At 61.2% G+C, this 26308-nt stretch carries 18 protein-coding genes and 1 rRNA gene; 2 read left to right on the top strand and 17 right to left on the bottom strand.

All coding sequences use genetic code 11. The features are described from left to right. Window position 1 precedes the first annotated feature (1 nt). Genes CAF77_RS11860 through CAF77_RS11825 form a run of 8 tightly spaced genes read right to left on the bottom strand, consistent with a single transcriptional unit; the run spans window position 2 to window position 9844 of the window. Entirely contained in the window at window positions 2-766 is a 765-nt protein-coding gene (locus CAF77_RS11860) for an SDR family NAD(P)-dependent oxidoreductase (RefSeq protein ID WP_085654533.1), read from the bottom strand. Further along, window positions 763-1500 carry a 3-oxoacyl-ACP reductase family protein gene (locus tag CAF77_RS11855; RefSeq protein ID WP_064382624.1) on the bottom strand — a complete coding sequence of 246 codons (738 nt, stop codon included), beginning with the start codon at window positions 1498-1500 and terminating at the stop codon, window positions 763-765. Before CAF77_RS11855 ends, CAF77_RS11860 begins: the two co-directional genes overlap by 4 nt. Before the next feature lie 9 nt (window positions 1501-1509). After that, window positions 1510-4380 carry an aminotransferase class III-fold pyridoxal phosphate-dependent enzyme gene (locus CAF77_RS11850; RefSeq protein WP_085654531.1) on the bottom strand — a complete coding sequence of 957 codons (2871 nt, stop codon included), beginning with the start codon at window positions 4378-4380 and terminating at the stop codon, window positions 1510-1512. Between the two features lie 54 nt (window positions 4381-4434). Next, on the bottom strand, window positions 4435-5643 hold the full coding sequence (locus CAF77_RS11845) for a beta-ketoacyl synthase N-terminal-like domain-containing protein (protein ID WP_085654530.1): 1209 nt from the start codon (window positions 5641-5643) through the stop codon (window positions 4435-4437). After that, entirely contained in the window at window positions 5640-6935 is a 1296-nt protein-coding gene (locus CAF77_RS11840) for a beta-ketoacyl synthase (protein ID WP_085654528.1), read from the bottom strand. Before CAF77_RS11840 ends, CAF77_RS11845 begins: the two co-directional genes overlap by 4 nt. Beyond that, on the bottom strand, window positions 6932-7990 hold the full coding sequence (locus tag CAF77_RS11835) for a beta-ketoacyl synthase N-terminal-like domain-containing protein (RefSeq protein WP_085654526.1): 1059 nt from the start codon (window positions 7988-7990) through the stop codon (window positions 6932-6934). The genes CAF77_RS11840 and CAF77_RS11835 overlap by 4 nt, the downstream gene beginning before the upstream one ends. Window position 7991: 1 nt before the next feature. Further along, window positions 7992-9266, bottom strand: a complete 1275-nt coding sequence (locus tag CAF77_RS11830) for a beta-ketoacyl-[acyl-carrier-protein] synthase family protein (protein WP_064382629.1) — start codon at window positions 9264-9266, stop codon at window positions 7992-7994. 8 nt (window positions 9267-9274) lie between these two features. Then, window positions 9275-9844 carry an acyl carrier protein gene (locus CAF77_RS11825; protein WP_085654524.1) on the bottom strand — a complete coding sequence of 190 codons (570 nt, stop codon included), beginning with the start codon at window positions 9842-9844 and terminating at the stop codon, window positions 9275-9277. A 524-nt stretch (window positions 9845-10368) separates the two neighbouring features. Here CAF77_RS11825 and CAF77_RS11820 point away from each other — a divergent pair. Then, window positions 10369-10713 carry a cupin domain-containing protein gene (locus tag CAF77_RS11820; RefSeq protein ID WP_039592382.1) on the top strand — a complete coding sequence of 115 codons (345 nt, stop codon included), beginning with the start codon at window positions 10369-10371 and terminating at the stop codon, window positions 10711-10713. A gap of 94 nt (window positions 10714-10807) precedes the next feature. Here CAF77_RS11820 and mmsB read toward each other — a convergent pair whose 3' ends face one another. Continuing rightward, window positions 10808-11695 carry a 3-hydroxyisobutyrate dehydrogenase gene (gene mmsB / locus CAF77_RS11815; RefSeq protein WP_085654523.1) on the bottom strand — a complete coding sequence of 296 codons (888 nt, stop codon included), beginning with the start codon at window positions 11693-11695 and terminating at the stop codon, window positions 10808-10810. Window positions 11696-11704: 9 nt separating this feature from the next. Next, complete coding sequence (locus tag CAF77_RS11810) at window positions 11705-13231, bottom strand: CoA-acylating methylmalonate-semialdehyde dehydrogenase (RefSeq protein ID WP_011332335.1); 1527 nt, start codon at window positions 13229-13231, stop codon at window positions 11705-11707. A 149-nt stretch (window positions 13232-13380) separates the two neighbouring features. Between CAF77_RS11810 and CAF77_RS11805 the strand changes: the two genes are divergently transcribed. Then, window positions 13381-14328: a LysR family transcriptional regulator gene (locus CAF77_RS11805; protein ID WP_064382631.1), complete on the top strand. Its 948-nt coding sequence runs from the start codon at window positions 13381-13383 to the stop codon at window positions 14326-14328. On the opposite strand, the gene CAF77_RS11800 is transcribed toward CAF77_RS11805, so the two are convergent. From CAF77_RS11800 to rrf, 7 genes are all read right to left on the bottom strand, one after another. After that, entirely contained in the window at window positions 14325-14825 is a 501-nt protein-coding gene (locus CAF77_RS11800; RefSeq protein ID WP_176243896.1) for an OmpA family protein, read from the bottom strand. The two genes, CAF77_RS11805 and CAF77_RS11800, sit on opposite strands and share 4 nt — an antisense overlap. Continuing rightward, window positions 14825-16093, bottom strand: a complete 1269-nt coding sequence (locus CAF77_RS11795; RefSeq protein WP_064382632.1) for a diguanylate cyclase domain-containing protein — start codon at window positions 16091-16093, stop codon at window positions 14825-14827. Before CAF77_RS11795 ends, CAF77_RS11800 begins: the two co-directional genes overlap by 1 nt. Beyond that, on the bottom strand, window positions 16090-16665 hold the full coding sequence (locus CAF77_RS11790; RefSeq protein ID WP_064382633.1) for a YfiR family protein: 576 nt from the start codon (window positions 16663-16665) through the stop codon (window positions 16090-16092). Before CAF77_RS11790 ends, CAF77_RS11795 begins: the two co-directional genes overlap by 4 nt. A gap of 119 nt (window positions 16666-16784) precedes the next feature. Continuing rightward, window positions 16785-18893: an exodeoxyribonuclease V subunit alpha gene (recD, locus tag CAF77_RS11785; RefSeq protein WP_085654521.1), complete on the bottom strand. Its 2109-nt coding sequence runs from the start codon at window positions 18891-18893 to the stop codon at window positions 16785-16787. Then, window positions 18890-22579 carry an exodeoxyribonuclease V subunit beta gene (gene recB / locus CAF77_RS11780; protein ID WP_085654519.1) on the bottom strand — a complete coding sequence of 1230 codons (3690 nt, stop codon included), beginning with the start codon at window positions 22577-22579 and terminating at the stop codon, window positions 18890-18892. Before recB ends, recD begins: the two co-directional genes overlap by 4 nt. Further along, on the bottom strand, window positions 22576-26028 hold the full coding sequence (recC, locus tag CAF77_RS11775; RefSeq protein WP_085654517.1) for an exodeoxyribonuclease V subunit gamma: 3453 nt from the start codon (window positions 26026-26028) through the stop codon (window positions 22576-22578). The genes recB and recC overlap by 4 nt, the downstream gene beginning before the upstream one ends. Before the next feature lie 154 nt (window positions 26029-26182). Continuing rightward, window positions 26183-26298 (bottom strand): 5S ribosomal RNA (rrf, locus tag CAF77_RS11770). Window positions 26299-26308: the final 10 nt, after the last annotated feature.

The raw sequence follows: 26308 nt of genomic DNA, 5'->3' as shown, positions 1-26308 counted from the left end.
GCTACATTCCCAACCCGACGCCGCCATCGATCACCAGGCTCTGGGCCGTGACCCCGCCGGCTTCAGGACTGGCCAGGTAACGCACCATCGCCGCCACTTCTTCGCTCTGGATGAAGCGGCGCATCGGCAGTTTTTTCTTCGCGTTGCGCACGATCTGTTCCTGGGTCAGACCGGCGATCGCCGCTTGCGTCGCCAGTTCACCCTGGAGCATCGGTGTATCGATCCAGGCCGGCAGAATCGCGTTGACCGTGATCTGCCGCGACGCCAGGTCCAGTGCCAGAGCCTTGGTCATGCCGACGATGCCGTGCTTGGAAGCGCAGTACGCGGTGTTGCGCACCTTGCCGGCCCGCCCGAGGATCGAGGACATGTTGATGATGCGTCCCCGATCCGGCATCAGCGCCAGGCACAACGAGGTCACGTAAAACGTACCGTTGAGGTTGACCGAAATCACCTTGTGCCAGTTGTGCAGATCTTCGGGCTCGTTTTCATTGCAGATACCGGCACTGTTGACCAGCACGTCGACCTGCTTGATCCGGCTGCCGAGCTGCTTGAAAAACGCTTCCATGGCAGGCAGGTCGGCGATGTTCGCCGCGTGGGTCTCGACCCGCGCGTTGATCCGCTCCTGCTGCTCATCGACCCAGCCCTGCAATTGCGGCAAGTCCAGGTCCAGCAGGATCAGGTTATTGTCGCCATTGGCCGCGAAGTCCTCGGCCACCGCGCGACCGATGCCCTTGGCCGCACCGGTAATCAGAATGGTGCGGCTCATGGCATTTTCAACCCGCCGTTCACCGGCAGGACCTCCCCGGTCAGGTACAGGCCACGGTCGGCGAGGTACAGCACCGCCTCGGCAATTTCCTCGGGCTCGGCGTAACGCTTGATCAGCAACCGCGACTGGATCTGCTCCTCCTGACTGCCGATCAGTGCGGTGCTCATCTCGGTCTTGACGATCCCCGGTGCCACCGCATTGACCCGGATATTGCGCGGCGCCAGCTCGACCGCCAGCGCGCGGGTCATGGCTTCGACCCCGCCCTTGGCCGCGGCATAGTTGCTCTGGCCCTTGCCGGGCTTTTGCGCGGCGACCGAACTGATATTGACGATACAGCCACTGCGCTGGCGCAGCATGCCCGGCAGCACCTGCTGACAGCAGAGCAAGGTGCCGACCAGGTTGGTCTGGATCACCTCCAGGATGTCGCTGGCCGGCATCGTCGCCAGCAAGCCGTCACGGGTAATGCCGGCGTTGTTGACCAGCAGATCGACGCGCTGGAAATGCGCCTCGACCCGCTCGAAGAATGACTCGATGCTGCCGCCACGGCTGATGTCGCATTGCAGCGCCAGGCAATCCACGCCCGACGCTTGCACTTCATCACGCAAGGCCATCGCCGCTACTTCATCACGCACATAACTGAACGCCACTTGATAACCGGCACCTGCCAGCGCCAGGACGATGGCCCGACCGATGCCACGGCTGCCGCCGGTCACTACTGCTACTTTGTTCGGCATGACCGTTCCTTACAGCGAGTTGTCGGTTTTGAACTGCGCGAGGCTGAACCCGTGGGTCGCGGCCAGTGCACGGATCTGCTGCACTTGCTCACGGCTGATGTCGCCGTAGGAGTAGTGCTGTTTCATGCCCGACAGCCCCATCAGTACCGACTCCGCCATGCAGGCATACAACTGACCTTGCTTGAGGTAGGCGCGTACGTTTGGGGCCAGGCCATCGCCCAGCGGCGTCTGGACAATCCCGCCGTGCATGTACAGCACGTCGGAGCGCTGACCGGCGAGGTTCTGGTCCACGTTCAGCGGAACGGCGATGTCGCAGATCACGCTGTTCTCGGCAAAGTGTTCGGCACCGAGAAAGGCCTGCGGTGCATTCGCCGCACAAAGCACGATGCGCGCTTGCTTCAAGGCATCCAGGTCGTTGCTGACGGTGATGAACGCGTTGCTTCCCAGTTGCTCATCGACCATTTGCGCCACTCGCAGCCCGAGATCGGTACTGTTGCCATGGGCTTGCAGCAGGGCGTCGATACCCCGCAGTTGCTGCAGGCGACTGGCGAGACGATCGTGCTCGGCAACACCCTTTAGAATCGCCCGGGCGGCTTCGGCGTAAATCTGGTGAGCGGTTTTCTCCAGGCGTCGCAGCGAGCCGTCGCGACCACTGCCGATCAGGATCAGGTGCTCGACACGGGTCGACAACAGCGAAGCGTAGGTCGAAGCAATGTTGCCGGCAGCACCGACCACCGCAGCGGTCTGCCGGCTCAGCTCCAGACCTTGCTGTTTGCAGCCCTGCTTGATCGCTTCCAGCCCCATGCCGATGGTCAGCGCGTTGCCCGAGGTCAGCGCCATATCAGGGATTTTCAGCGCCTGACAGTTGTTGGTGACGATCGAGGTGTACATGCCCAGGCCGGCCACGCTATAGCCGTCGGCGCGGGCATCCTTGATGCGATTGCCGACTTCCTCGCGGATGGTTTCCAGATCGCCGCTGGCGATGTAAGCCGCCATCGCATCGGAATCCATGCATAGCGGATAGAGGGTGAACTCCACCGCAGTGCCGAGTTTCGAGCGGATCTGCACCGGGCCGATGGGCGCCGCGCGGCGCTCGGGGGCCATGCGTTTGATGAACTCGCGCTTCTGCTCCGGGCTCAGGGTCGACAGAGATGGGTCGACATCACTGAGCATGTCCGCATCGATCAGGTGGTTGATGAACGCCACGCGTGCGACCACGCGCACGTTCTCGTCAGGCTTTGGGAGGCTTTCGGTCTCCGTGAAGCTGACATCGCGTGCCGGCACCTGGGGGATGCTGTCGGCACACACACCGGCAGCCAGCGGGAACGCGTCGCGACGACGCAGCATGTCGCAGACTTTTTGCAGCGAAGCGATCAGGCCATCGATTTCCTGGAAAGTGATGCACACCGGTGGTTCCAGGCGAATCACATTGGCGTTGCTGCCCGACGGCGCCACACGCAACGACTCGAACTGCAACAGGTAGCCGGCAATGATATAGCCCAGCGCATCGTTGTACTGCGCCGACGCCTGGACCAGCGAACTGGCGCCGGTCAGGTCATGCAGTTCGAACCCCAGCAGCAGGCCGCGTCCGCGCACATCGGCGATCACGTCCGGATAAGCCGCCTTGAGTTCCAGCAGCGAAGTCTTGAGGTACTCGCCCTTCTTGTTCACATCCTTGAGCATGGCGCTGTCGTTTTCGAACAACCGGCGCAGGGCCGACAGCGCGATGTGGCACGACGCATCGTCTTCAGCGAAGGTCGAGCTGTGGATGTAGCTGAAATCATTCTCGTAATGACTGGCGCGAATTACGGTGGCGGCGATTTTCATCAAGCCGCCCCCCAATGCCTTGGACAGGCAGTAGTAGTCGCCCTGCAGGTTGAAATGAGTGGCGCCGAGCAAGGTGCCGGTGCGGCCGAAACCCGACTGCACTTCGTCGATGACCAACGGGCATTGCTGCTCGTTGCACAGGCGACGCAAGCCCAGATAGAACTCTTTGGCAAACTCGTTGATCCCGCCCTCGCCCTGGATCGGCTCCAGCAGCACGGCAGTGATTGCGCTGAACGCTTCACGGCGCACGTGCAGGGTTTCGCCGCTCCACTCCAGGCTCAGCCAGTGATGCTGGTGGCGGGCCGGCAGGTCTTGCAGCTGCTGCGGTTGATGCGGATCGATGAATTCGACGTTGAGCCCGAAACGGGCAAATGGCTTGCGGTATTGCTTGCCGTAAGTCAGTTGAACGGTGTTCACCAGTTTGCCATGGAAGCTGCCTCGCACCGCGAGGAAGACCGGCTCGACATGCAGTTGCGCAAGGTTGTGCTGACGCACCGCCTCGGCCACCTGACGCACGGTCAAGCAGGTCAGGTGCGGCGGCAACAGGCCGGCCGGCAGGTCGAGATCGTCGATCTCCAGCTCGACATAGGCCTTGTCACTGGCCACCAGATTCGCCAGTTCGAAATCACGCTCGTCGAACTGCTTCTGCAGGTTTTTCTGACGACGGTACTCGGCATGCTTGACGGCGATTTCCACCGACTCGGCGCCACTGTTGGAGAACGTGGAAATGTAGCGCTCGGTGTTGTTCAGCTCACGGTTGAACGCTTCGCTGAGTTCGCGCCCCAGCTGCCCCGCCGCGCCACGCACCGACATTTGCGCGTTGAACGGCACATCGGCGCGCAGCAGGCCGCACAGCTGATCGACGAATTGCGGATCGTTGTGACCGTACAGCGCGGCACCGTAGCCACCGAGAAAATCGGTGACGGTCACTTCGTCACCCTGCTTGTCGCGGTAGAACAGTTTGCTGCCCTGCGCCCGATGGAACTGGCACTCCAGGCCCAGGGCCTGCATCAGTTCAACGAATTTTGGCCGAACGTAATCGCGGTAATCCATGACAGTCATATCCCTTGAGTAAAAATTCAGAAGCGATGTATTGCCTTGAAGCGGTCAGTCGTCCGCCTGCAAGTCGAGCTGGTAGCAGGCGCTGAAGCCGTTGTCGTCGCGGTTGATCACCAGGCAATCGTGCAGAACGGCATCCCGCGGTTCGCCCGATACAAACGGCAGATGCGTATCCACCGGCTGCGTCAGCCCGGCAATCGGCGCGATGCTTTGGGCCTGCAGCATCTGGCGGGCGAGGATCAGGTCGACCAGACTCGGCGCACCGCTGAGGATGCCGGTCAACGCCGTGCTGCTGGTGATGTGTGCGGCGCCGGTTCGGGCCAGCGTGCGGGCCAGATCGGCGTCCTTGTGCGCAGTGCCGGTGGCACTGCTGATCAGCAAATCGACCTGTTTGTCCGGCAGGCTCAGAGCGTCCAGACGCGGGTGCGCGAACAGCGCCGTCAGGCAGGTTTGCGGTTCCGGCGGCAGATCCGCGGCCCGCCGCAGCACCAGGGCAGCGGCGCCTTCGCCGGCAATGCCGCCCGAACCCTTTCGGTCAAAGGCGAGCATCTGCCGGGAACCGTCGGTACCGATCACACCTGCCTCGGCGAGCGCGGCCAGCGCCAGCGGGTCGAGCTCACTGCCGGCCCCGACCACGATGGCCACGTCGATGCGTCCACTCTGCAAGGCACTGTGCGCCTGACGCAATGCCGCCAGATTGCCGGCCACGCCCTGCATGTAAGCGTTGCACTCGCACTCCAGCTTCAAGGCCAGACTGACCACACCGAGCAAGCCGTTGCTCAGACTCTTGAGCACCAGAAACGGATCGAGCGCACGCTCCTGCAACACTTGCCGGGCGAGGCGGTTCATGTCGGCTACGCCGTCGGTCCGGGACTCCTGAAGCAGTTCCCCATAGGAAGCCACTGACGGATGGGTATACCCGCCCTGACAGCAATAGAGGCCATAACGCAAACCGTCCTGACCGGGTTCGACGCCGGCCTCGGCCAGCGCCTGACGCACCGCGCTGACGCCCCAGATCACCGCCGGCGGGCAGTAACGCTGCAGGTTTTGCGCAACGTCCTGGCGACTGCGCTGGTGCGTGGCGTCATCGATCTGTCCGAATGCGGCGATGCGTTCACTGTGAAACAGCGGCGTTTGCAGCGGTCCGATCGCACTGCGACCTTCCCGGGCCGCCGCCCAGAAACCCTCGACGCCCCAACCCGTGGGCAACACACAACCGCTGCCAGCGATGGCAATGCGTGCAGTGGCGCTAGTCATTGTCCGTGCTCCCGATATTTGCCAAGGGCCAGCGAGGTGTTCAGGCCGCCGAAGCCAAAGGAGTTGCTGAGGGCGTAATCCACACGACGGCTGACGGCCTGACCGGCGCAATAATCCAGATCGCAGCGTTCATCGGCCTCGTGCAGGTTCACGGTGGGTGTGACCAGATCGTTCAGACAGGCCAGCGCAGTGACAATGCACTCCGGCGCCCCGGCCGCCGCGATCAGGTGGCCGAATTGCGATTTGTTGGCACTGACGGCCAGCGCCTGATAATGCTTGTGCTGAGCGAACACCTGCTTGATTGCCAGGGTCTCGGCAACATCATTGAGGGGCGTCGAGGTGCCGTGGGCATTGATCAGGTCAATCTGCTGCGGCTGCAACCCCGCATCGTCCAGCGCCGCTTGCATTGCCAGCGCGGCGCCGCGGCCTTCTGGCTGCGGTGCGGTGACCTTGTAGGCATCCAGGCTGCTGCCGTAACCGAGCACTTCGGCATACGGGGTCGCCCCCCGCGCCAGGGCATGCTCAAGACTTTCCAATACAACAAACCCGCCACCCTCGCCGGCGATCAGACCGCTGCGGTCACGATCGAACGGCCGGCACAGATCAGCGCCCCAGCGCTGCTCGCCCGAGGCTGCGCCCAGCAGGTACAAAGCGGCCATGGTGTCGAGGTTGAGCACCGAGTCGGCGCCACCGGCCACGGCAACATTCACTTCGCCGCGACGAATCATCTGGAACGCATTGCCGATCGCCTGGGATGCGCCGGCACAGGCACTGCTGATATTGATCACCGGGCCCTCACAACCGAGGTCGTCGGCAATCACTCGCGCCAGCCGGTCGTTGGCCTGACGCAAGGAACCCTCGGCGCTGACTTCTGTTGCCCGCGCCATCAGGTGTTGCCAGTCCGGTGCATTGCCGTCCGGCGCCTGGGTCAGGAGCATGTCGGCGAGCATGTGTTGTGGCGCCCCGGAGGCACACAGCACGGCAGCCTCGCGCAACTGCTCGGGGTTCAACCCGCTGTCGGCGACGGCCTGGGTGGCGGCCACCCAGCCAAAGCGACTGCGTTTTTCCAGGAGCCGCGTCCAGGCCGGGTGGTTCTGCAAATGCCCGGGTAACAACGTCATGTCCACGGGCGCCGCGTAGCGAACCGGAAATTCATTTTCGTGCAGGTCTTGCGGCTGCCACGGGCGCACGCAGTGTTCGGCGCCGAGCATTTTTTCCCAGAGGGTCTGCCATTCGAAACCGAATCCGGTTACCGCGCCCATTCCGGTGATCACAATCCGTGTCGCACTCATGCGTACTTCTCCAGGGTTTCACTGGCCAACAGCAATGCGCCCCAGTGACCGGCGCGACCATGACTGACGAGCAAGGTGTAACCAGGCACAGCGCCTGCTTCGCGGCTGTGGTGCAAAGCCATGGCGACCTCGGTCAGCAATCCGCTGGCGCCCAGTTCGCCGGTCATTGCACTGGCATTGCGCAGGTGTTGTGGCGTCGATTCAAACAGACTCATCAGTTGCCGGTCGGCGGGATTGGCCACCACATTGGCAACGTCACCCATACACAGTTTTTCCTCGCTCAGGGCGCGTTCGATCACGCGTTTGCCGACGACCAGCGTGCGCTGCGGATCGGCGCTGTAGCCTCGGGCAAACCCGGCCACACGCAAGATCTGCGTGGCGTCCTGCAGCGGTGTCGAACTGAGCAACAGCGCCGCGGCGCCTTCACCGTAAACCGGCTCGTCCGCCAGAACAGGCTCGCGCAGGTATAGGGCCGGTGTCAGGTTCGGACTGCTGCTGACCACCAGCGCCGCATCGGCGTGTTGTTCGGCAATTTGCTGACAGGCCTCGATCAACGCATCGAGCCCGGCATTGTTCTGGGAGCAGAAGCCGCCCATCGGGCCATGGCAGTTCAGCGCCTCGGCCACGTAAGCCATCACACTGCTGTTGAGCAGCGTCAACGCATGCAATGGCGGGGTGTTGGCCAACAGTTGCGACAACTGTTTTTGCGGCTGTTCGAGGATCGCTTGCACTGCATCCCAGCAAGGGCTTGGCGCGTCCACTTCCGGAATGGCGGCGGTCAGAGCAATGCGCGCAGCAGGCAGTTGCAGCGCTGCCAGCGCGGGCGCCAGACGTGCGGCGCAATGCAGCAGACGCAACCCCTGGGGCTCGACGCTGCGCTGGATCTTGCGATCGAACAGATCGCTGGCCAGGCGCGGCACGGGCAAAGCCAGGGCCTTGCGTTGCGGGTCGAAGGCCAGCGGTTGTGGCACCGGCGGTGTCCCAAGCAGGTCGGCGCATTCGCTGCCGGCCGCATTGAGCACGGCAGCCGCATTGATGTAGAGGGCTCTGTTCATGTCATGCCCTCCCCAGAACCAGCGAGCTGTTGACGCCGCCGAACCCGAAGGAGTTGGACATCACCACGTTGATCGGCTGGCGCACAGGCTCGCTGAGGAACTTCAATGAAGGGTATTCGGCGCGCTCAGGCTCATAGTTCAAGGTCGGCAACAGCACACCGTCGCGCAACGTCATCAGCGACAACACGGCTTCAATCGCGCCGCTGCCTGCCAGGGAGTGCCCAATGGCCGACTTGTTGGCGGTGAAGGTCATGAAGTCCTGGCATTCGCCAAACAGCCGTTGCAGGGCCAGGGCCTCGCAACTGTCGTTGGCCTGGGTGGAAGTCCCGTGGGTATTGACGTGTTGCACGGCACTGCGCAGCAGCCCGGCATCTTCGATTGCAGCGTCCATGCATTCCTCGTACTTGCTGCCATCCCGGCTGCTGGAGGTCATCTTCTGGGCTTCGCAGACATTGGCGTAGCCCAACACTCGTCCCAGTGGCCTGGCCTTGCGCCGCCGGGCATGCTCGGCGGATTCGAGAATCACCAGCGCCGCGCCTTCGCTGAGCACAAAACCACTGCGATCCGGCATGAACGGGCGGCTCTGCTCGCCTGCCGGCAGGTCGGCCTGGCATAGCGCGCCAAGGCTGTTGAACATGTAATACGGCAGCTCATTGGCCATCAGTTCCACGGCACCGCAAATTGCCAGGTCCACTTCACCGCGCTCGATCGCCCGGTAAGCGCTGCCGATGGCCATGGTGCCGGCGGCACAGGCGTCGGAGTGGGTCGAGATGCAGTCGCGTATACCGAGCCAGTCCGCCAGGTGTTGGGTCTGTTGATCGACCCGACGCGCGAAAGAAGCGCTCGACGGTGCCGGATGATCCAGCAGGCGATCCAGATCGACTCGCCCCGTGTCATCCATGCAACGACTGACCCGCTGCAAATCGTGACTGTCGGCACAGTATTTATTGGCCCCCAGGAACAGGCCGCTGCGGCTGTGGGCAAAATCGGCCGGTGTCAGACCGGCGTGCTGCAATGCCTGACGCGCGACGTACTCCGCCAGCACGCTCTGGCGCGGGTGCAGCGCAGCGTTACCACCGAATCCGGCGGCAATCCGCTGCCACTGCGCGTCATCGATAAACCCGGCCGCACTGTTGCGAAACCCCAGTGCCTGGAACCGGGGATGTTCGCGGACACAGGATTGTTTCCGGCAGATGCGCTCGAACAACGTGGCAGCGTCCAGCGCCATGGGCGCCACCAGGCCGAACCCGCTCACATAGACTTCTCGTGCCCGCATGTGAGCTCCTACACCGTCTCTTTGACGTGAGTGGCCACAAACTGCTCGACCAGTTGACGGGAGACCTCGTCGCCATCGGCCGGCACCAGTCGTGCGCCGCATGCACCACAGACCACTTGCTGACGTTCGTTGAGCACGGCTTGATGGGCGTTGCAGTCAGGGCAACTCGATGGCAGGTAATTGAACAGATTGCGGCACTGCTGCGCCCAGTTGAGAACTGTGGTGGCCGCGAACACCTGCGCCGGCTGCATGCCGGCCTTTAGCTGGTCCGGTGCGTAAGCGCTCAGGCTTTGCTCCAGCAGGGCCTTGCCGTTTTCAGTGATCCGGCCATTGGCCAGAAACTCGCTGGCATCCCCGCAGACAGCCACCGCGTGATCCAGCACGCTGGTCTTGGGCAAGGTGCAGCCATACTGACGGCCCAGCTGGAAGCTGAGGTCGACGATGTCCAGCGAATCCGCCCCCAGATCTTCGACGATGCTGCTGTGCTCATCGATTTCATCAGCGCTCATTACCAACAACTGCGCGAGAATGGCGCGGGTGCTGCCTATGACCTGTTCCAAGTCCAATGGATTGTTCATTTCTATCTCCCTATATGTCGTGGCTGACTCATATTTTCCGCATACGAGAAGTAACTTTTCCTACAGCAACTTCTCACGCGGCGGAAATCTAAACTCTGCCCTTAAGGGGAGAGTCAACGAACTATTCAAAGTTTTTTATTGATCTGAGACGGACGTGCACAAGCCCCGTAAATGCTGCACTCGATTGGTGCGAGTGATTGGTCGGAGCGACATATTTACTTAACAAAGTCTGCGTAGGCTGGAGCGCGCCGGACGCTCTCAGGGTCAAGTATTGAAAGCAACTTAGCGATGACACCCCGACGTATCACCTGACAAATTAAATCAAGTAATTTTGTTATAAGTTCATAACCTTTGTTCCAGATCAGTACATCCCTTCAAATAAAGTTTCAGGGTTATTGACTAACCGTTCAGTGCAATTGGCTACTGCGTTTATGAGCAACTGAATGTCGAGCCCAGACAATTGGCAAAGTACCCGGCGCTATAGGGTGCAGCTTCCGCTCAAAAGCCCATTCTGGAACTCACCAATGACCGCACCTATCACCGTTTTACGCGACACCCATCCCCTGCCCGTACTCGACGCCTGCAAATGGGAAAAGCTCGAGGGCGACCCGCACACCGTCAATCTCAACGCCTACACCAGCGAAGACGGCAGCAAGATCATGGGCACGTGGATCTGCACCCCAGGCAAGTGGCGGGTGGACTACGTGAAGTGGGAGTACTGCCATTTTCAGGAAGGCTACTGCGTGATTACCCCGGACGGCATGGAGCCGATCCACCTGCGCGCCGGCGACATCTTCGTGGTCGAACCCGGCATGAAAGGCACCTGGGAAGTGGTCGAGACCGTGCGCAAATATTTCGTGTTCGCCTGATACAAAAAAGCCGGGAAACCACCCGACGTGATTTCCCGGCAACACCTACTGCATTTGAATTGCAGACCTGTGACGAGCACAGGCCTGACGACGATTACTGCGGCTTGCGATAGCTGTTGATGATCGCCGAGAAGTCCTTGCCCCCTTCCCCGCGCTGGCTCATTGCCTGATACAACTGCTGCGCCACCGCGCCCAGCACCACGGGCTGATGGGCCTGACGCGCCGCTTCGGTAGCCAGCCCCAGATCCTTGAGCATCAGCTCGGCGCCGAAGCCACCGGTGTAACCGCGCGAGGCCGGCGCCGTTTCGATGATGCCCGGCCACGGGTTGTACATTTCCGAACTCCAGCAACGCCCGGTCGAGCTGTTGATGATCCCGGCGAGCACTGTGGTGTCGATCCCCAGCGCATCGCCCAGCGCCATCGCCTCGCTGACGCCGACCATCGAAATGGCGAGCAACAGGTTGTTGCAGATCTTGGCGATCTGCCCGGTGCCGACCTCACCGCAATGCACGATGTTGCGACCCATCTGCGCCAGCACCGGTTGCAGGGTGGCGAACAGTTCAGGAGTGGCGCCGACCATGAAGGTCAATGTACCTGCAGTGGCGCCGCCGGTACCACCGGACACCGGGGCATCGGCCATGGCCACGCCTTGCTTGGCGGCCGCCGCCGCCACATCGCGTGCGGTCTGCGGATCGATGGTGCTGCAATCCACCGCCGGCACGCCTTTGCCAATCCCCGCCAGCACGCCGTCTTCACCGAGCCAGACACTGCGTACATGCACCGCCGCCGGCAGCATGGTGATCACCAGTTCTGCATCTTCGGCGGCTTCGCGAGCCGAGGCGCGGATGGTACCGCCCAGTTGCTCGAGTTCCGCCAGCACGGTTTTGTTCAGGTCCACCAGATTCAGCGAATGCCCGGCCTTGATCAGGTTGCGCGCCATCGGCGCGCCCATGTTGCCCAGACCGATAAATGCGATTTTCATGGCCATTCCTCAGCGCAGGTTGATGGTGGTATTCACGCCGTCGTTGACGCTGTCGTCATCGAACCAGCGCGCCGTGACCGTTTTGGTCTGGGTGTAGAACTGCACCACTTGCTTGCCGTAAGGGCCGAGGTCGCCGAGTTTCGAACCACGCGAACCGGTGAAGCTGAAGAACGGCACCGGCACCGGAATCGGAATGTTGATGCCGACCTGGCCGACGTCGATTTCAGTCTGGAACTTACGCGCCGCCGCACCGCTCTGGGTGAACAGGCCCGTGCCGTTGCCGAACGGGTTGGCGTTGACCAGCGCAATGGCCTGATCGAGGGTGTCGACTTCCAGCACCACCAGCACCGGGCCGAAGATTTCCTGGGTGTAGATCTGCATGTCGGTGGTCACGCCGGAGAACAGGGTCGGGCCGACGAAATTGCCTTTCTCGTAACCCGGCACGCTGATGTCGCGACCGTCCAGCTCGAGTTTTGCGCCTTCCTTGATGCCGCTTTCGATCAGATCGAGAATCCGCGCCTTGGCCTTTTTCGAAATGACCGGGCCGACATCGGTGCCCGGCTCATTGCCGGCGTTGACCTTGAGTTTCTGCGCCAGCGCTTTCAGATCCGGCAGCCACTGCTTGGCCGCACCCACCAGCACCACCACCGAGGTGGCCATGCAACGCTGACCGGCCGCACCGAAACCGGCGCCGACCAAGGCGTTGAGCGCTTGCTCGCGATTGGCATCCGGCAGCACCACCGCATGGTTCTTCGCGCCCATCATCGATTGCACGCGTTTGCCGTGTTTACCGGCCAGGTCATAAACGTGGGTGCCGACGGCAGTCGAACCGACGAACGAAACGGCCTTGATGTCCTTGTGGGTGCACAAGCCGTCAACCACGTCCTTGCCACCATGGACGACGTTAAGCACACCGGCCGGAATGCCCGCTTCAATCGCCAGCTCCACCAGCAACATGGTCGACAGCGGATCCTGCTCCGATGGCTTGAGGACGAAGGTGTTGCCGCAGGCGATGGCCATCGGGAACATCCACAGCGGAATCATTGCCGGGAAGTTGAACGGGGTGATGCCGGCGCAGACGCCGATCGGCTGGCGCAGGGTGTAGGTGTCGACACCGCCGGCCACGTTTTCGGCGAATTCGCCCATCTGCAGGCTACCGATGGAGCAGGCGTGCTCGACCACTTCCAGGCCCCGGAAAATATCGCCCTCGGCATCGGCAATGGTCTTGCCCTGCTCGGCGCTCAGCACCACGGCGATGCGTTTGGAATGTTCACGGATCAGCGCCTGCAGCTTGAGCATGATGCGCATGCGCGCGCCGATCGGGGTCAGCTTCCAGGTCTGGAAGGCGCGCTGGGCGGCGCTGACGGCGGCGTCGACTTCAGCGGCGGTGGCGAATGGAACCTTGGCCAGAACCTGCTGGGTCGCCGGGTTGACGATGTCGTGCCACTCGGTGGTCTGCGACTCGACCCACTCGCCGTCGATCAGCAGCTTGACCTTCTGGATCGTGGTTTCGTTGGGCGTAAGCGATGCGTTCATGCTGGTCTCCAGAACTTGTTTTTATCTTAGGAGCCAAGGCGAAAGGTTCGCCTTGAGATGAGGCGTGTGTCACGAATTGGTTGTCGGACTGTTTTTGGAGTATAGATGTGCAAACTTCTAATAAGAACGCACATATAAGCCGGTCCATCATGCAAAAAAACATCACGTCTTTAGGCTCGCTGAACTGGGACGACCTCAAGTTTTTCCTCGAAGTCGCCCGTACCCGCAAGGCCAGCACCGCGGCCAAACGCCTGGCGGTGGACTACACCACCGTGTCGCGACGGATCAGTTCGCTGGAATCGGCGCTCGGCACCTTGCTGTTCGAAAAGTCCCGCACCAGCGGTTTCGTGCTGACTGCCGAAGGCCAGCGCCTGCTGAGTTATGCCGAGTCGATCGAAAGCACACTGCACATGGCTTGCGAGCAGGTATCGGGCTCCGGCGTCGCGCTGTCCGGGCATGTGCGGATGGGCTGCACCGAAGGTTTCGGCAGCTTCTTCATCACCCCGCAACTGAGCCACTTCGTCGACGCCTACCCGGCGATTTCGGTAGATATCCTGCCGCTGCCACACTTCATCAGCCTGTCCAAACGCGAGGCCGATATCGTCATCGCCCTCGAACGCCCGGAACACGGTCCGTACGTGTGCTGCAAACTCTGCGACTACCGCTTGCAGCTCTACGCGACCCAGGAATACCTGGACAAGCACCCGCCGATCCGCCGCCCCGCCGACCTGGGCAAGCATCAATTCATCAGTTACGTGGATGACTTGGCGTTCAGCTCGGAGTTGCTGTATCTGGCGAACGTGTTGCCCGGCGCCAGCGCCAATTTGCGCAGCACCAGCGTGATCGCACAATTCGTCGCGGCGCAGCAGGGGCGCTCATTGGCGATTCTGCCGTGCTTTCTCGCGGCCCAGGATCCGCGCCTGTTGCCGGTGTTGCCGGAGGAAATCGATATCACCCGGCAGTTCTGGATGTACTGCCGGGAGGATCTGCGCAAGTTGAAGCGGATCACCCTGTTGTGGGATTACATCCGCGAAGTGACCGAGCGCAATCAGGGTCTGTTGATGGGCGAGACCCGAGAGATGCAGTTCGCCGATTAATCGGCGCTGACCACAATCGACACCCGGCGGTTTTCGGTACGGCCGGCGGCGGTGTCGTTGGAGGCGACCGGTTCGCGGCTGCCGAGGCCCTGCAGCTGAATGTTCTCTTGTTTCATGCCGACCGAGGTCAGCACGTTGCCGACGCTTTTCGCGCGGCGCAGTGACAGCTGCTCGTTGTAGGTCTCCTTGCCCGAAGCGTCGGTGTGGCCATCGACGCGCACGCGCTCGATGCCGACACCCAGCAACGCCTTGCCGATACGCTCAACGATTTCGGTACTTTGCTGGTTCAGGCTTTCGACATCGCTGCCAAACAATACTTTGCCCGACAGGCCAAACTCCCAGCCGTCATCGGTCAGCTCGAAGCCTTGCTGCTTGAGGACCGCGACCTGGGCCGGCGTCAGGCCTTTTTGCGGGGCGGTCTGGCAACCGGTCAGGGCCAGCATGGCCGTCAGCAACAGGGTGGAAAACAGTCGAAAGGAAAGTGAGAACACGGGCATCAGCTCCTGGTTTGAACGGAATCGACCGGGTACTCCGTCCCGGCCGTGAATTGGGCGCCGCGCGACAAACGCTTGGCTTGATACATAGCGGCATCGGCCGCATCGAGCAAGGTGCCGGGCGTGACGCCATGATCGGGGTAAACCGCGATGCCGATACTGAGCGACGTCACGACACTGCTGTCGCCCGGCAGCGCAATCGGGGTGTCCATGCTGGCGAGGATCTTGTCGGCAATCCGTTCGGCGTCTTCGGTCTTGTGCAAGGGCGTGAGCAGAACGGCGAACTCGTCACCGCCCAGACGCGCCACCAGATCCTCTTCACGCAACTGCGCCCGCACTCGATTCGCCACCGCTACCAGCACGGCATCGCCAGCGGCATGGCCGAAGCTGTCGTTGATGTCCTTGAATCGGTCGCTGTCGAGAAACAGCACCGCCACTTGCTCATTCAACTTGTGGGCATTGCGCAGAGCACGAATCAGACGGCCTTCGAAAAAGGCCCGGTTCGGCAGTCCGGTGAGACTGTCATGGCTGGCCTGATGAGCGAGGGTTTCGTTCTCGCTTTGCAAATGGGTTTGCCAGGATTCGAGTTCGTCGAGCAGGGCATTGAAGTCGGTGCCGAGGTTGTCCAGCTCGGCAATTTTCGCCCGTGGTACCCGTCGATCCAGTGCCCGCTCGCTGCGTGCCGCATGCGCCACCGCCGCCAGGCTGTGCAACGGACCTATGATCCTGCGCAACTGACGCTGCGCCAGGTACAGCGCGACCCAGGCACTGATCGCCGTACAGAGAATGATCCCCGCCAGACCGCTCAACAGAAAGCGCATCAGGCTGCCACCGTGGCCGATCAGCAAGATGCGCCCGATCTCGCGATCCTGATGCTGGATCGGCAGATTGATGGGTTTTTCCAGAATGACCCGCGCGACCTGCATCTCCAGTTCGGAAAACAGGCCGTTCTCCGGACGCTGCCAGCGCGCGAGCAACTGGCCCTGAGCGTTCAACACCTGCGCATCGGCCACTTCTTCGGTTGAGGCGATCAACGCCAGCGATTCGGTCGCGGCAGCCTTGTCATTGAACACCACGGCGGCTTCAACCGTGTAACTGATCGAGCGGGCGATCAAGTGCAGGTTGTGATCGGCATAGACCCGCAGCGCCAGTACCCCGAGCAGCGTCAGCGACACACTGGCCATTGCCACGGCGACCAGCGCCACAATCAGGTTGCCACGGCCGATGACCGAGCCGAGGGTCGGGCGCCCTGTGGATTTGTCGCGTCTCATGGCACCGCCGGTTTGCGCCGCGACAACTGCAGCACGCTGGGATGAATGCGCACACCGCTACGGGCGACGGAGTCCAGATTGACCTCGAACGACACTTGTTCATCGCCGACCCGCAGGCAGAACAGGCTGCCCACCGTGCATTGATCACCGCCTTCGCTGATGCTCAGCACCGGATGGCCGATCAGGGACGCGAACAGCCGGCTGCGTTCGTCTGTGGTGAGTTTGCCGATATAGACCGCGTCGCACTCGCTGACGATGGCTGGATTGTCGGCCAACAGTCGGCGCACGATGACCGGACGGCCCGTGGCCTGCGTCGTGCCCTTGACCAGGTCATCGGTGTATTCGGTCGGGCCGACGATGCACAGGCGTAACTGCGCCGGCTCTACCGGCCAGCGCGCGTAACTGAGGATACCGAGAACAACCTGGGTGACGGATTTGGCCCGCTGTTCGGCCATCCCCGCAGGGGCTGGAGTCTGGGCAGCGGCCAAACCCGTGAGCAAACAGAGTACAACGGCAAGCAATGCCTGCTTGCAGCCAACTACGCGCTCTATCGCCCAGACAGCCACCTTCATGCAGGGATTCTCTTGGATCGTTACGAAATGATGCCGCAACGATAGCACAGCGTTGGAAAGCCAGCGATACAGCGACCTCTGACCGGTTGGTCAGTTAACGGTGGCAATCGAACGCGCCTTCATCCTCGAGGCAGCGCCCCCTCCTCCAGCTCCAGCATCAGTCCGCTCAAGCGCTTCACCTTGCGTTGTACTGCCTCTTCAAACACGCCACTGCGGGGTTCGATCAAAGTGAACCAGTCCTTGGCCCGGGTAATTCCGGTGTAGATCAGTTCCTTGGTCAACACGGGGTTCAGGGCGTCCGGCAGGATCAGCGCGGTATGGGCAAACTCCGAGCCCTGTGACTTGTGCACGGTCATGGCGTACACGGTTTCGACATCGTTGAGTCGGCTCGGCAGAACGAAGCGCACCCCGCCGCGGCCGTCGTTACGCGGGAACGCCACCCGCAACACCGACCTGTCGGCATCCGGGCCATCGAGCTCGGGCAATCTCAGGGCGATACCGATGTCACCGTTCATCAGCCCCAGACCGTAGTCGTTTCGGGTCATCAGCACCGGCCGGCCTTCGTACCATTGCTGGTCGCTCTCGATCAGCCGCGCCTTGAGCAGCGCGTCGGTGATGCGCTGGTTCAGCCCCTCGACACCCCACGGCCCTTTGCGCACTGCGCACAACAACTGGAAGGTATCGAAGGCCCGCAAGACGTCACGCGCCCAGTCGACCCAGTCCGAATGCTCGAGCGGGGTTCCGTTCGCCGGACGTCGATTGCGCAAGACACTCAGATAATGTCGATAACCGTGTGGGCCTTCGCCGTGTCCATCCAGCACCAGGTGCTCAAGTTTCCGGTCGTGCTCGTTCTGAAGCGGCAACGAAAACACATCGCCATGAGTGTTGCCGTCCAGCAACTGGCGAGCTTCATCAGGGAGCTGCCGATTCACTCGTCGCGCCAGTTGACCGATGCCGCTGCCCTCGCCGAAACGCCGCGAGTGACGCAACATCACCACCTGCTGGGCCAGCGGGTGCGACCCGTCAGTGCCTTCGCGCAAGCCACTATCCCGCAGGGATTCGCCGCTCACCGCTTCCAGCCACTGGCAAGTCTGCGGGCTGTACCAACCCTCCTCGGCATCACGGCACAAATCTCCCAGTACCGCGCCGGCCTCCACCGAGGCCAATTGATCCTTGTCGCCCAGCAACACCAACCTGGCATGAGGCGGCAGCGCATCAAGCAAGTTGGTCATCATTTCCAGGTCGATCATGGAGGCTTCATCGACCACCAGTACGTCCAGGGGCAAGCGGTTACCGGCATGGTGGCGAAAGTGTCGGGTACCGGGACGGCTGCCGAGCAGGCGATGCACCGTGGTCACCTCGGTCGGGATTTTTTCCCGGACGCTGTCAGCGACCCTCAGCGATTGCACCTGCTGACTGATGGACTCGGTCAGCCGCGCCGCCGCTTTACCGGTAGGCGCCGCGAGCCGAATGCGCAATGGCTGATGCGCCTCGACCGCAGGTGCCTGAAGCAACGCCAGCAGACGTACCACCGTTGTCGTTTTGCCAGTGCCCGGGCCGCCCGTGATGATGCTGAAGGCACTTCGGGTGGCCAGGGCGCAGGCCAGTTTCTGCCAGTCGATGACATCCGCACGCATCGCCGGATCGAACAGCTCGTCCAGCCGCCGAGCAAGATCGGACGGTGTTGCTTCCTGCTCTGCGAGTCGCTGACGCAACGCGCTGTCAATACGCCGCTCGTAGGCCCAATAGCGCCGTAAGTACAAGCGTTTGCCGGATAACACCAGCGGACGCTCCCGAGCCGACGCACCTTCGTCGGCGGCCAGTGCAACCAGCGAACTGTCGGCCAGCACCTTGCACCAATGTACTCCGTCGAGGGTTTCAAGCAGTTGCGATGGCAGCAGCAACACGCCGGGTTGTGCATCCCCCTCCGGCGGCAGGGACAAAGCGAAATCCGGCGCCTTGAGGGTTTCGAACAGATCCAGGCACACATGACCATGGCCGAGCTGGTGACTGGTCAATGCGGCGGCTAGCAACACCAGCGGATCGACATCGGGTGCCAACTCATGAAGAAAGGCCACGAATGCCTTGTCCAGTGCCCGCAACCAGCCACGCTCGACCCATTGGGTCAGCAACAGCAACAGATCATCGGCACGGGTCAGAGGTGTCAGCTGAGCAAGGCTGTCGGCGGTCAGCGGCGTTGGCAGCAGGTCGGCGAATGTCCGGTTCATAGCAGTTCTCCCTGTTCCCACGCGGGCTCGGCCTTGGGTTGCGGTTTGCCCTGGAACATGAGATCCAGACGTTCGATCAGCTCCCTTGGTGGCCTCGCGAAGTAAACGCCGCCTCCAGGGGACCGTGTCCCGCGCAGGAACAGATACAACGCGCCACCGATATGCCGGTCGTAGTCGTAATCGGCAAGCCGCGCCTTGAGCTGACGATGCAGTGCCAACAGGTACAGCACGTATTGCAGGTCGTAACGGTTCTCGAGGATCGATTGCTCCATGGCCCGTTCGGTGTACGCCGCGTCATCGACACCCAGCCAGTTGGATTTGTAATCGGCCACGTAATAACGACCCTCGTGTTCGAACGTCAGGTCGATAAAGCCTTTGAACATGCCGTTGAGTTGCACCGCTTCTGCGCCAACCCGAGCAACGCCGTTGTGGGTGAACTGACGCACCTGTTCGTCAAGCTTGAGGACGTCGACTTTGTGGCTTGCGAACCAGAACTCCATCTCGACCCGATACTGCTTCAATTGCTCGAGAACGACCGGCGGTTGATCATGCCCTGCAGGCAGCGGCAGTTTGAGCAAATGTTGCAACCAGTCGCCGAGGGTGGTGATCCAGCCTTCCCAGCCCCGACGGTTGCAGCGTCGGGCAATCGCATCATTCAACGACTCGCGGGTGACCGCGAAACCCTCCTCCCCTGCCCACTCCAGCAAACCGTGAAGAAACGTTCCCGGATTCGGTCCGCGGGGGAAGCGGTGAATATCGGCCCCGCCAGTGATGATCTCGCGCTGTGCCTCGGGATCGAGGCGTTCGTCGTCGAACAGTTTTTGCGCTTGCGGACTGTCAGGAGCTTCGTCATTGCCGACGCTCAGCACGTCACTGATGCGCAAGGCGCTGTACGATGCGATCCACCAGTTTTCGCTGGCCCTGCGGCTCGGCAATAGTGTGGCGCGTAGCTTGGCCTCGTTACGCGGGGGCTTGTACACCTCGCTGGTAGCCTCCGGCATTTCAACAACGCTCAGCGCCGAGCAATCCTGTTGCAGATCGTCCAGCCAGCGGGCCAATCCGCTGGACTCATTCAACGTTGCGCCACCGCCCAACAGATAGCCCAGCGCAGAAAGATGCAGCACCGAGCTGCTGTGGTTGCCGCGCTTGAGATCCGTGACTCCGAGCCAGCACGCGTGTTGTGCGCGGGTCAGCGCGACGTAGAGCAAACGCAGATCCTCCGCCAGGCGCTCGTTGTCCGCCAGGGCGATCAATTCGGCGTCGGGTTTCAGACTGATGCGGGCCTTGCCGGACTCATCGTGGTAATGCAGCGGCAATCGACTGCCATCCACGGGTTTGGCCGAGCAGATGAAAGGCAGGAACACCAACGGGTATTCAAGTCCCTTGGACTTGTGAATGGTCACGACCTTGACCAGTTGTTCGTCGCTTTCAAGACGCAGGATCTGCTCTTCGCCTGCCTGCCCGGAGAGCGCCAGATGCTCGGCCAGATGACGGATCAGTGCCTGCTCGCCATCGAGTTCCGACGCGGCCTGTTGCAACAACTCCGACAGGTGCAACAGGTTGGTCAGCACCCGCTCGCCATCACTGCGGGCAATGAGCATCTGCGGCAGTTGAAAGTCGTGCAGCAGGCGCCGCAACATCGGCAGCACCCCTTGCTTGCGCCAGAGCTCACGATAACCGCGGAACTGCATGACCCGGGTTTCCCAGACCCGTTCGTCCTGATTCAGACGCTCCAGCTCAGCCAGTGGCAGATTCAGTGTGATGCACGCCAGCGCCGCTTTCAGGGAGCGTTCGACATCCGGCTCGGCGCACGCCTTGAGCCACGACAGCAGATCATGGGCTTCCTGAGCGGCAAAGACCGAGTCCTTGTCCGACAGATAAACGCTGCGGACTCCGCGCACTGCGAGCTCACCGCGTACCGCCTGCGCCTCTTTACCATCGCGCACCAGGATCGCAATGTCCGCTGGCCGCAGCCCACGCCAATCCTTGCCCTCCTGCGCAAACCCGGCGCGACCGGTCTGTTCGCCATTGAGCAGGGAGGTGATCTGACTGGCACAGGCGGCCGCCAACTGCTGGCGGTAAACCGCCCCGGACAGTGGTTTGTCGGTGGATAAATGCCAGATGTTCAGCGCCGGCACATCCAGCCCGGAGACCTGCAAATGTTCTTTGCGCCCCTGAGCCTCCACAGGCTGGAACGGCACAGGGTTATCGCCGTTTTTCTCTCGGAACAGAAACGCTCCGCGTCCTTGCTCACGGGATTCTGCACGCTCGAACACATGGTTGACCGCACAGACCATCCCGTGACTGGAACGGAAGTTGGTGCCCAGGGTATGCAGGCGCCCGGTTGTGGCCTGCCGGGCTCGCAGATAGGTGTAGATGTCCGCGCCACGGAAGGCATAGATCGCCTGCTTTGGATCCCCGATCAGAAACAACCCGGTCTCGGGGTTATCTTCTTCAATGCGATAGATGCTTTCGAAGATCCGGTACTGCACCGGATCCGTGTCCTGGAACTCATCGATCAGGGCGACCGGGAATTGCTCGCGGATGAGCGTGGCGAGCCGTTCCCCACCGTCGGATTGCAGGGCCGCATCAAGACGCAACAGCATGTCGTCGAAACCCATTTCGGCTCGACGGCGCTTCTCGTCTTCAAAGCGAGCACCGACCCATTTGGCAGCATGCTGCAGCACGGCCGCATCGGGCGTCGGCAAATTGTCGAGGCTCGACTTGAGCACAGACATGGCATCCAGGCCCGGGTGACTCGGCGGCTCGCCTTTCCAGGCTTCAGCCATGCCGTCCGGCGTGAGCCGGGCGAACCCGGTGCCGATATCCAGTTGTTCGAGCGACTCGTCCTCGGCCCAGGCCTTGAGCTTTTCGAACCAGGGTTCGAAATAGCGGGCCTGCATCTTGCGCCCGTCCACGGTTTTGTTGGCGACGCCCTGATGGCAGATGGCGAGCAACTCATCGGCCCACTGCCGCCATGGTCGCTTCAAGTCCACCAACGCCGCACGACGTTCCTGCAGGCACTCTTCGATCAGTTCGGATGGCGTATTGTCTGAATCCCCCTCGCGCTCGGTGCCAAACAGCCCACGCACACGCGGCAACAAGGCCGCCGGACCTCCCCAGTGACTGCGAACCCAGCTCAATGCATCGCCCTGCATCGGATAGCAGAACAGCCGCCAATAATCGCGCAGCACTTCGCCGAGCAAGTCGCTGTGATCGGTTTCAAGGGTCTGGGTAAACAGACTGCCGCTGTCGAACGCATGCTCGCGCAGCATTCGCTGACACCAACTGTGGATTGTCGAGACCGCAGCTTCATCCATCCATTGCGCGGCGATGTCCAGGCGGTTGGCACAACCGGGCCATTGTTGCGGATCGAACTGTGCACGCAGTTCATTGATCAACGCATCAGGGGGAGGCGTCTCGTCGCGGAAGAAACGGGCGGCTTCGGCCAAACGCGTACGGATGCGTTCGCGCAGCTCTTTGGTGGCCGCGTCGGTGAAGGTCACCACGAGAATTTGCGGGGGCAACAGCTCACGACCGAAACCACTCGCCTCGCCTCCGTGGCCAAGGATCAACCGCAAATACAACGCCGAAATGGTAAACGTCTTGCCAGTGCCTGCACTGGCTTCAATCAGTTGGCTGCCCTTTAACGGGAATGCCAGGGCGAGTGGCGGCTGGTTACTCATGCGCCTGCCTCCTCGTGGGTCCATGAGCGCCACGGTGCCTCAAGCAAAGGGCGATACAGTGCATCACACCAACCGGAGAAGGTTTCATCCGCCTGCAGTGCATCGAAGTCGGCGAATTGTCGGGACAGAGCCGGGCTTTCACGCCGCTCGCCTTCGCTGGTCTGACCATCGCCTTCATAGGCTTTGCGGGCAGCCGCTTCAGCCTTGACCGGATCGGTCTGAGCCAGCCATGCAAAAGCCGTTTTTACCGCGACCGGAAGTGGCTGGCGCATACCCGTCTGCCAGGCGAGCAGCAGATCCTCGAGAATTCGGCCCGCCCGGGGCTGTTCCAGAGGTTCAAGCAGGAGCGTGTCATCACTGGCCACCAGTGCTGTCGTCAGGGAAAGACCACTGGCGCACGCGACAAGATGGCTGACCCAGGGCTTGGTCAGGCGATGCCATTTGCGGCTCTTGATCGAGCCTATGCTGTTGGGGATTGTTGTGACCGACAGTACGCCGCCATCGGCGCGCCGGTGCAAACCTCCCAACCATCCTTCAAGGCGCAGTTCCTGCCATTCGAAATTGATCGGTAGGGCGTTGGTCAGGGGTGTTGGCCATAACGCCAACAGCTGTTGATGTCGTTGCAACAAGTCTGGCAAAGGCTCGATCAGCTCTCGTTGAAGGCATTCACCGAACCCGGCCATGGGCAAAAGTCCGCTGTTCTGCAGGCGTCGGGCTTGAGACTCGAGTGCCTGATCAACATTATCCGGGTGTCTCAAGGCTGCTCCGAGCAAGCTGTCGCTGAGCACGTATCGCTGCAACGCATCCAGTACAAAGGGTTCCTCGTCAGCCTGAGGTACCTGCGCCGCTTCGAAGTAAACCTTGAGTCGCTGAGTGAAAAAGTGTCGGACCGGATTGCGCAGGAAGTCTTGCAGCAACTCCAGACTCAACGGTTCCTCCTGGACATGAGGGGCAAGCATTGTTGCGGCGTCGTTCTGTTCGTGATGTTGATGCAGCACCTGCCATTCGCTGGCGTAGCTGAACAGCTTGTCTTCCTCATGGAAGTAGCGCGAACTGAATGGCTGCAACGGATGCTCCTGAGTCATCGCAATCAGGAGATCTTCGTTGTCGTCGACCGATCGCCATCCATTGGCGAGATGATCGCGCAACTGGCCGATCAACACAGAGGCGGGCCGCTCACTGTTGTCGCGAATGCTGCGGCCGACCCAGCTGATGTAGAGCTGATGACGGGCGGACAAAAGCGCTTCAAGCAGAAGATAGCGATCATCCTCCCGACGGGAGCGATCTCCCGGCCGGTAGTCGCTGCCCATGAGGTCGAAGTCCAGCGGCGGTTGAGCACGTGGATAATCGCCATCGTTCATGCCCAGCAGGCAAACCAGCCTGAACGGGATCGCGCGCATCGGCATCAGCGTGCAAAAGTTCACGGCTCCCGCCAGGAAACGCTGCGACAGGCGACCCTGATCCAGTCCCGCCAACCAGGCCTCACGGACTACGGTCAGTGGCAACTCGTCCAACAGACCGACGGCTTCGCAGGTTTCCAGCCAGGTTTCCCGTAGCTCTTCGAGTTGAGCGAGCAAGTAGTCGTCATGCTCATTTTCGGGTTTGAAAAACAGCAGCATCAGGGCCTGAAGCCGATCCCCCCACTCCCATGGTTGCGCGGGCGTCATCAGTTGCTGATGCGAAAGTTCCAGTGCATCCAGCAACGCTACCAATGGGCCGATCAGCGCGGCATCGAGACCACCGATTTCGTCGTACGGCTCGATATCCCCACAGGCCCCGGAACTGCCGACGGCATAACCGAGCAGCATCCGGCGCAAGCCAAAGCGCCAACTGTTTTGCTCCAGTTCGTCGGGCAATCCCAGCTCGGCCCGTTGCCCGGCATCGATTCCCCAACGCACGCCAGCACCTTCAATCCAGCGATGCAGGGTCGGCAAGTCTCGCTCCTGCACACCAAATCTGGCGCGTAACGCAGGAACGTCGAGCAGGTCGAGGATCTCACTGACGGGAAAACGACTGTCAGGCAGCTTGAGCAGATGCTCGACAGCGATCAGCAATGGATCCCGTCCGCGCTGGCCCTGATCGGCCATGGTGAAGGGAATGAAGCGTGGGTCATGACGATCAAGCTGCCCAAATACGGCGCGAATATGCGGCGCATAACTATCGATGTCAGGCACCATCACGATCACGTCGCGCGGGCGTAATTGAGGGTTGGCACTGAAACGGGCCAGCAACTGGTCGTGGAGAATCTCAACCTCGCGCTGGGCGCTATGGGCGATATGAAAGCGGATCGAATCGTCTTGAGTGAGATCGACTGCCGGCCAGAGCGCACGAGTCTCGCTGAGCGGCCGCAGTTCCAGAATGTCGTCCTGTAACTGATTGAGCATGTTCTTCGGCTGGTGTTCGCTGAACAGATCAATACGCCCATTGCGAAATGCTGCGCGATAGCTGTCCGGCTCGTCGTAACTGTCGAGAAGGTTGATGTAATCACGACCTTGCTTACCCCATGCAGCGAGGAGCGGGTGAGCATGTTGGTGGAGTGATTCCGAGTCCAGCACCACAGGCATGCCGTTTTTGCGGGCTTGTCGCTTGTACTGATGACGTAGTAGATCCTTGTCGGCAACGATATCGGCCCAGTGATAACGACAGGGGTTATGGACGCACAACAAAACCTGGCTGAAACGGGAAAGCCCGGCCAACGCTTCAAGTACTTGTGCGGGCAACGAGGAAATTCCAAAAACGATTACTCGCTGGGGAAGTCCGTTCGGTGCGCTTTCAAGACTGTTGATGCGTTCCATGAATCGCTGATGCACGCCTGCCCGGCTTTGGGCCATGCCTTGCTCGCCCACGTCGTCCAGCAGAGCGCGCCACAATTCTGCCTGCCAGCAACTGGTCGGTGAGAGCGGCTTCGCTTCACCTCTTACATTGCGGAGTTGATGATGCCCCTCTGCCCAGTCCTCAAGCCAATCAGCGCGGTAAACCTGGTATTGGTCGAAGAGGTCTGCCAGACGCTCGGATAACTGGTAGCGTTTGCGTAGATCGGTGTCATGGGTGAGGAAGCGTTGTAGCGGTTCGAAATGCGGACGGTTGATTACCTGTGGCAACAAGCGCATCAGGCGCCATGTCAACGGTGCCTTGTCGAGCAACGACTTTGCCGGAATTTCTTCTCGCCCCAGCACCATCCGGTAAAGCTGCCACATGAAACTGCCCGGCAGTTGCACATCAATAGCAGCGGCGATACCACAGCCGCCTGAATCTTCTGCTTCAGGATCTTCAGCCAGGGCCAGCTTGAGCCATTGAGCGATACCGTTACTCTGCACGAGCGCAATTTCATTCTCCAAGGGTGCCAGCGGATAGCGCCGCATGATGCTGATCACAAGGCTGCGCAGTTCATCCAGGCTGTTGCTCTGAACGACCATGAATGCAGCGTTGAGGGACTGGGTGTCCGGCATGAAGGCTTCCTTGGAAAAGTACAAAAGCTAGGGCTGAACCTTAGCATTGTCGGCCGGCGAGGACAGCCGCAAGACGGCTGAGAATGCTGTAAGAACTTTCCTGCGGGCAAAACAAAACCCCAATTGCTTTCGCAATTGGGGTTTCGGAATTTAATCTTGACGATGACCTACTCTCACATGGGGAAACCCCACACTACCATCGGCGATGCATCGTTTCACTTCTGAGTTCGGGATGGGATCAGGTGGTTCCAACGCTCTATGGTCGTCAAGAAATTCGGGT

It is taken from the genome of Pseudomonas sp. R15(2017) (assembly GCF_002112685.1).
GTDB lineage: Bacteria > Pseudomonadota > Gammaproteobacteria > Pseudomonadales > Pseudomonadaceae > Aquipseudomonas > Aquipseudomonas glycinae.
This window is presented reverse-complemented; position numbering and strand designations above follow the sequence as displayed.

Bases quoted from the DNA above. Each gene is read 5' to 3' on its own strand.
- CAF77_RS11860 (WP_085654533.1), bottom strand. From the start codon at position 766: ATGAGCCGCACCATTCTGATTACCGGTGCGGCCAAGGGCATCGGTCGC.
- CAF77_RS11855 (WP_064382624.1), bottom strand. From the start codon at position 1,500: ATGCCGAACAAAGTAGCAGTAGTGACCGGCGGCAGCCGTGGCATCGGT.
- CAF77_RS11850 (WP_085654531.1), bottom strand. From the start codon at position 4,380: ATGGATTACCGCGATTACGTTCGGCCAAAATTCGTTGAACTGATGCAG.
- CAF77_RS11845 (WP_085654530.1), bottom strand. From the start codon at position 5,643: ATGACTAGCGCCACTGCACGCATTGCCATCGCTGGCAGCGGTTGTGTG.
- CAF77_RS11840 (WP_085654528.1), bottom strand. From the start codon at position 6,935: ATGAGTGCGACACGGATTGTGATCACCGGAATGGGCGCGGTAACCGGA.
- CAF77_RS11835 (WP_085654526.1), bottom strand. From the start codon at position 7,990: ATGAACAGAGCCCTCTACATCAATGCGGCTGCCGTGCTCAATGCGGCC.
- CAF77_RS11830 (WP_064382629.1), bottom strand. From the start codon at position 9,266: ATGCGGGCACGAGAAGTCTATGTGAGCGGGTTCGGCCTGGTGGCGCCC.
- CAF77_RS11825 (WP_085654524.1), bottom strand. From the start codon at position 9,844: ATGAACAATCCATTGGACTTGGAACAGGTCATAGGCAGCACCCGCGCC.
- CAF77_RS11820 (WP_039592382.1), top strand. From the start codon at position 10,369: ATGACCGCACCTATCACCGTTTTACGCGACACCCATCCCCTGCCCGTA.
- mmsB (WP_085654523.1), bottom strand. From the start codon at position 11,695: ATGAAAATCGCATTTATCGGTCTGGGCAACATGGGCGCGCCGATGGCG.
- CAF77_RS11810 (WP_011332335.1), bottom strand. From the start codon at position 13,231: ATGAACGCATCGCTTACGCCCAACGAAACCACGATCCAGAAGGTCAAG.
- CAF77_RS11805 (WP_064382631.1), top strand. From the start codon at position 13,381: ATGCAAAAAAACATCACGTCTTTAGGCTCGCTGAACTGGGACGACCTC.
- CAF77_RS11800 (WP_176243896.1), bottom strand. From the start codon at position 14,825: ATGCCCGTGTTCTCACTTTCCTTTCGACTGTTTTCCACCCTGTTGCTG.
- CAF77_RS11795 (WP_064382632.1), bottom strand. From the start codon at position 16,093: ATGAGACGCGACAAATCCACAGGGCGCCCGACCCTCGGCTCGGTCATC.
- CAF77_RS11790 (WP_064382633.1), bottom strand. From the start codon at position 16,665: ATGAAGGTGGCTGTCTGGGCGATAGAGCGCGTAGTTGGCTGCAAGCAG.
- recD (WP_085654521.1), bottom strand. From the start codon at position 18,893: ATGAACCGGACATTCGCCGACCTGCTGCCAACGCCGCTGACCGCCGAC.
- recB (WP_085654519.1), bottom strand. From the start codon at position 22,579: ATGAGTAACCAGCCGCCACTCGCCCTGGCATTCCCGTTAAAGGGCAGC.
- recC (WP_085654517.1), bottom strand. From the start codon at position 26,028: ATGCCGGACACCCAGTCCCTCAACGCTGCATTCATGGTCGTTCAGAGC.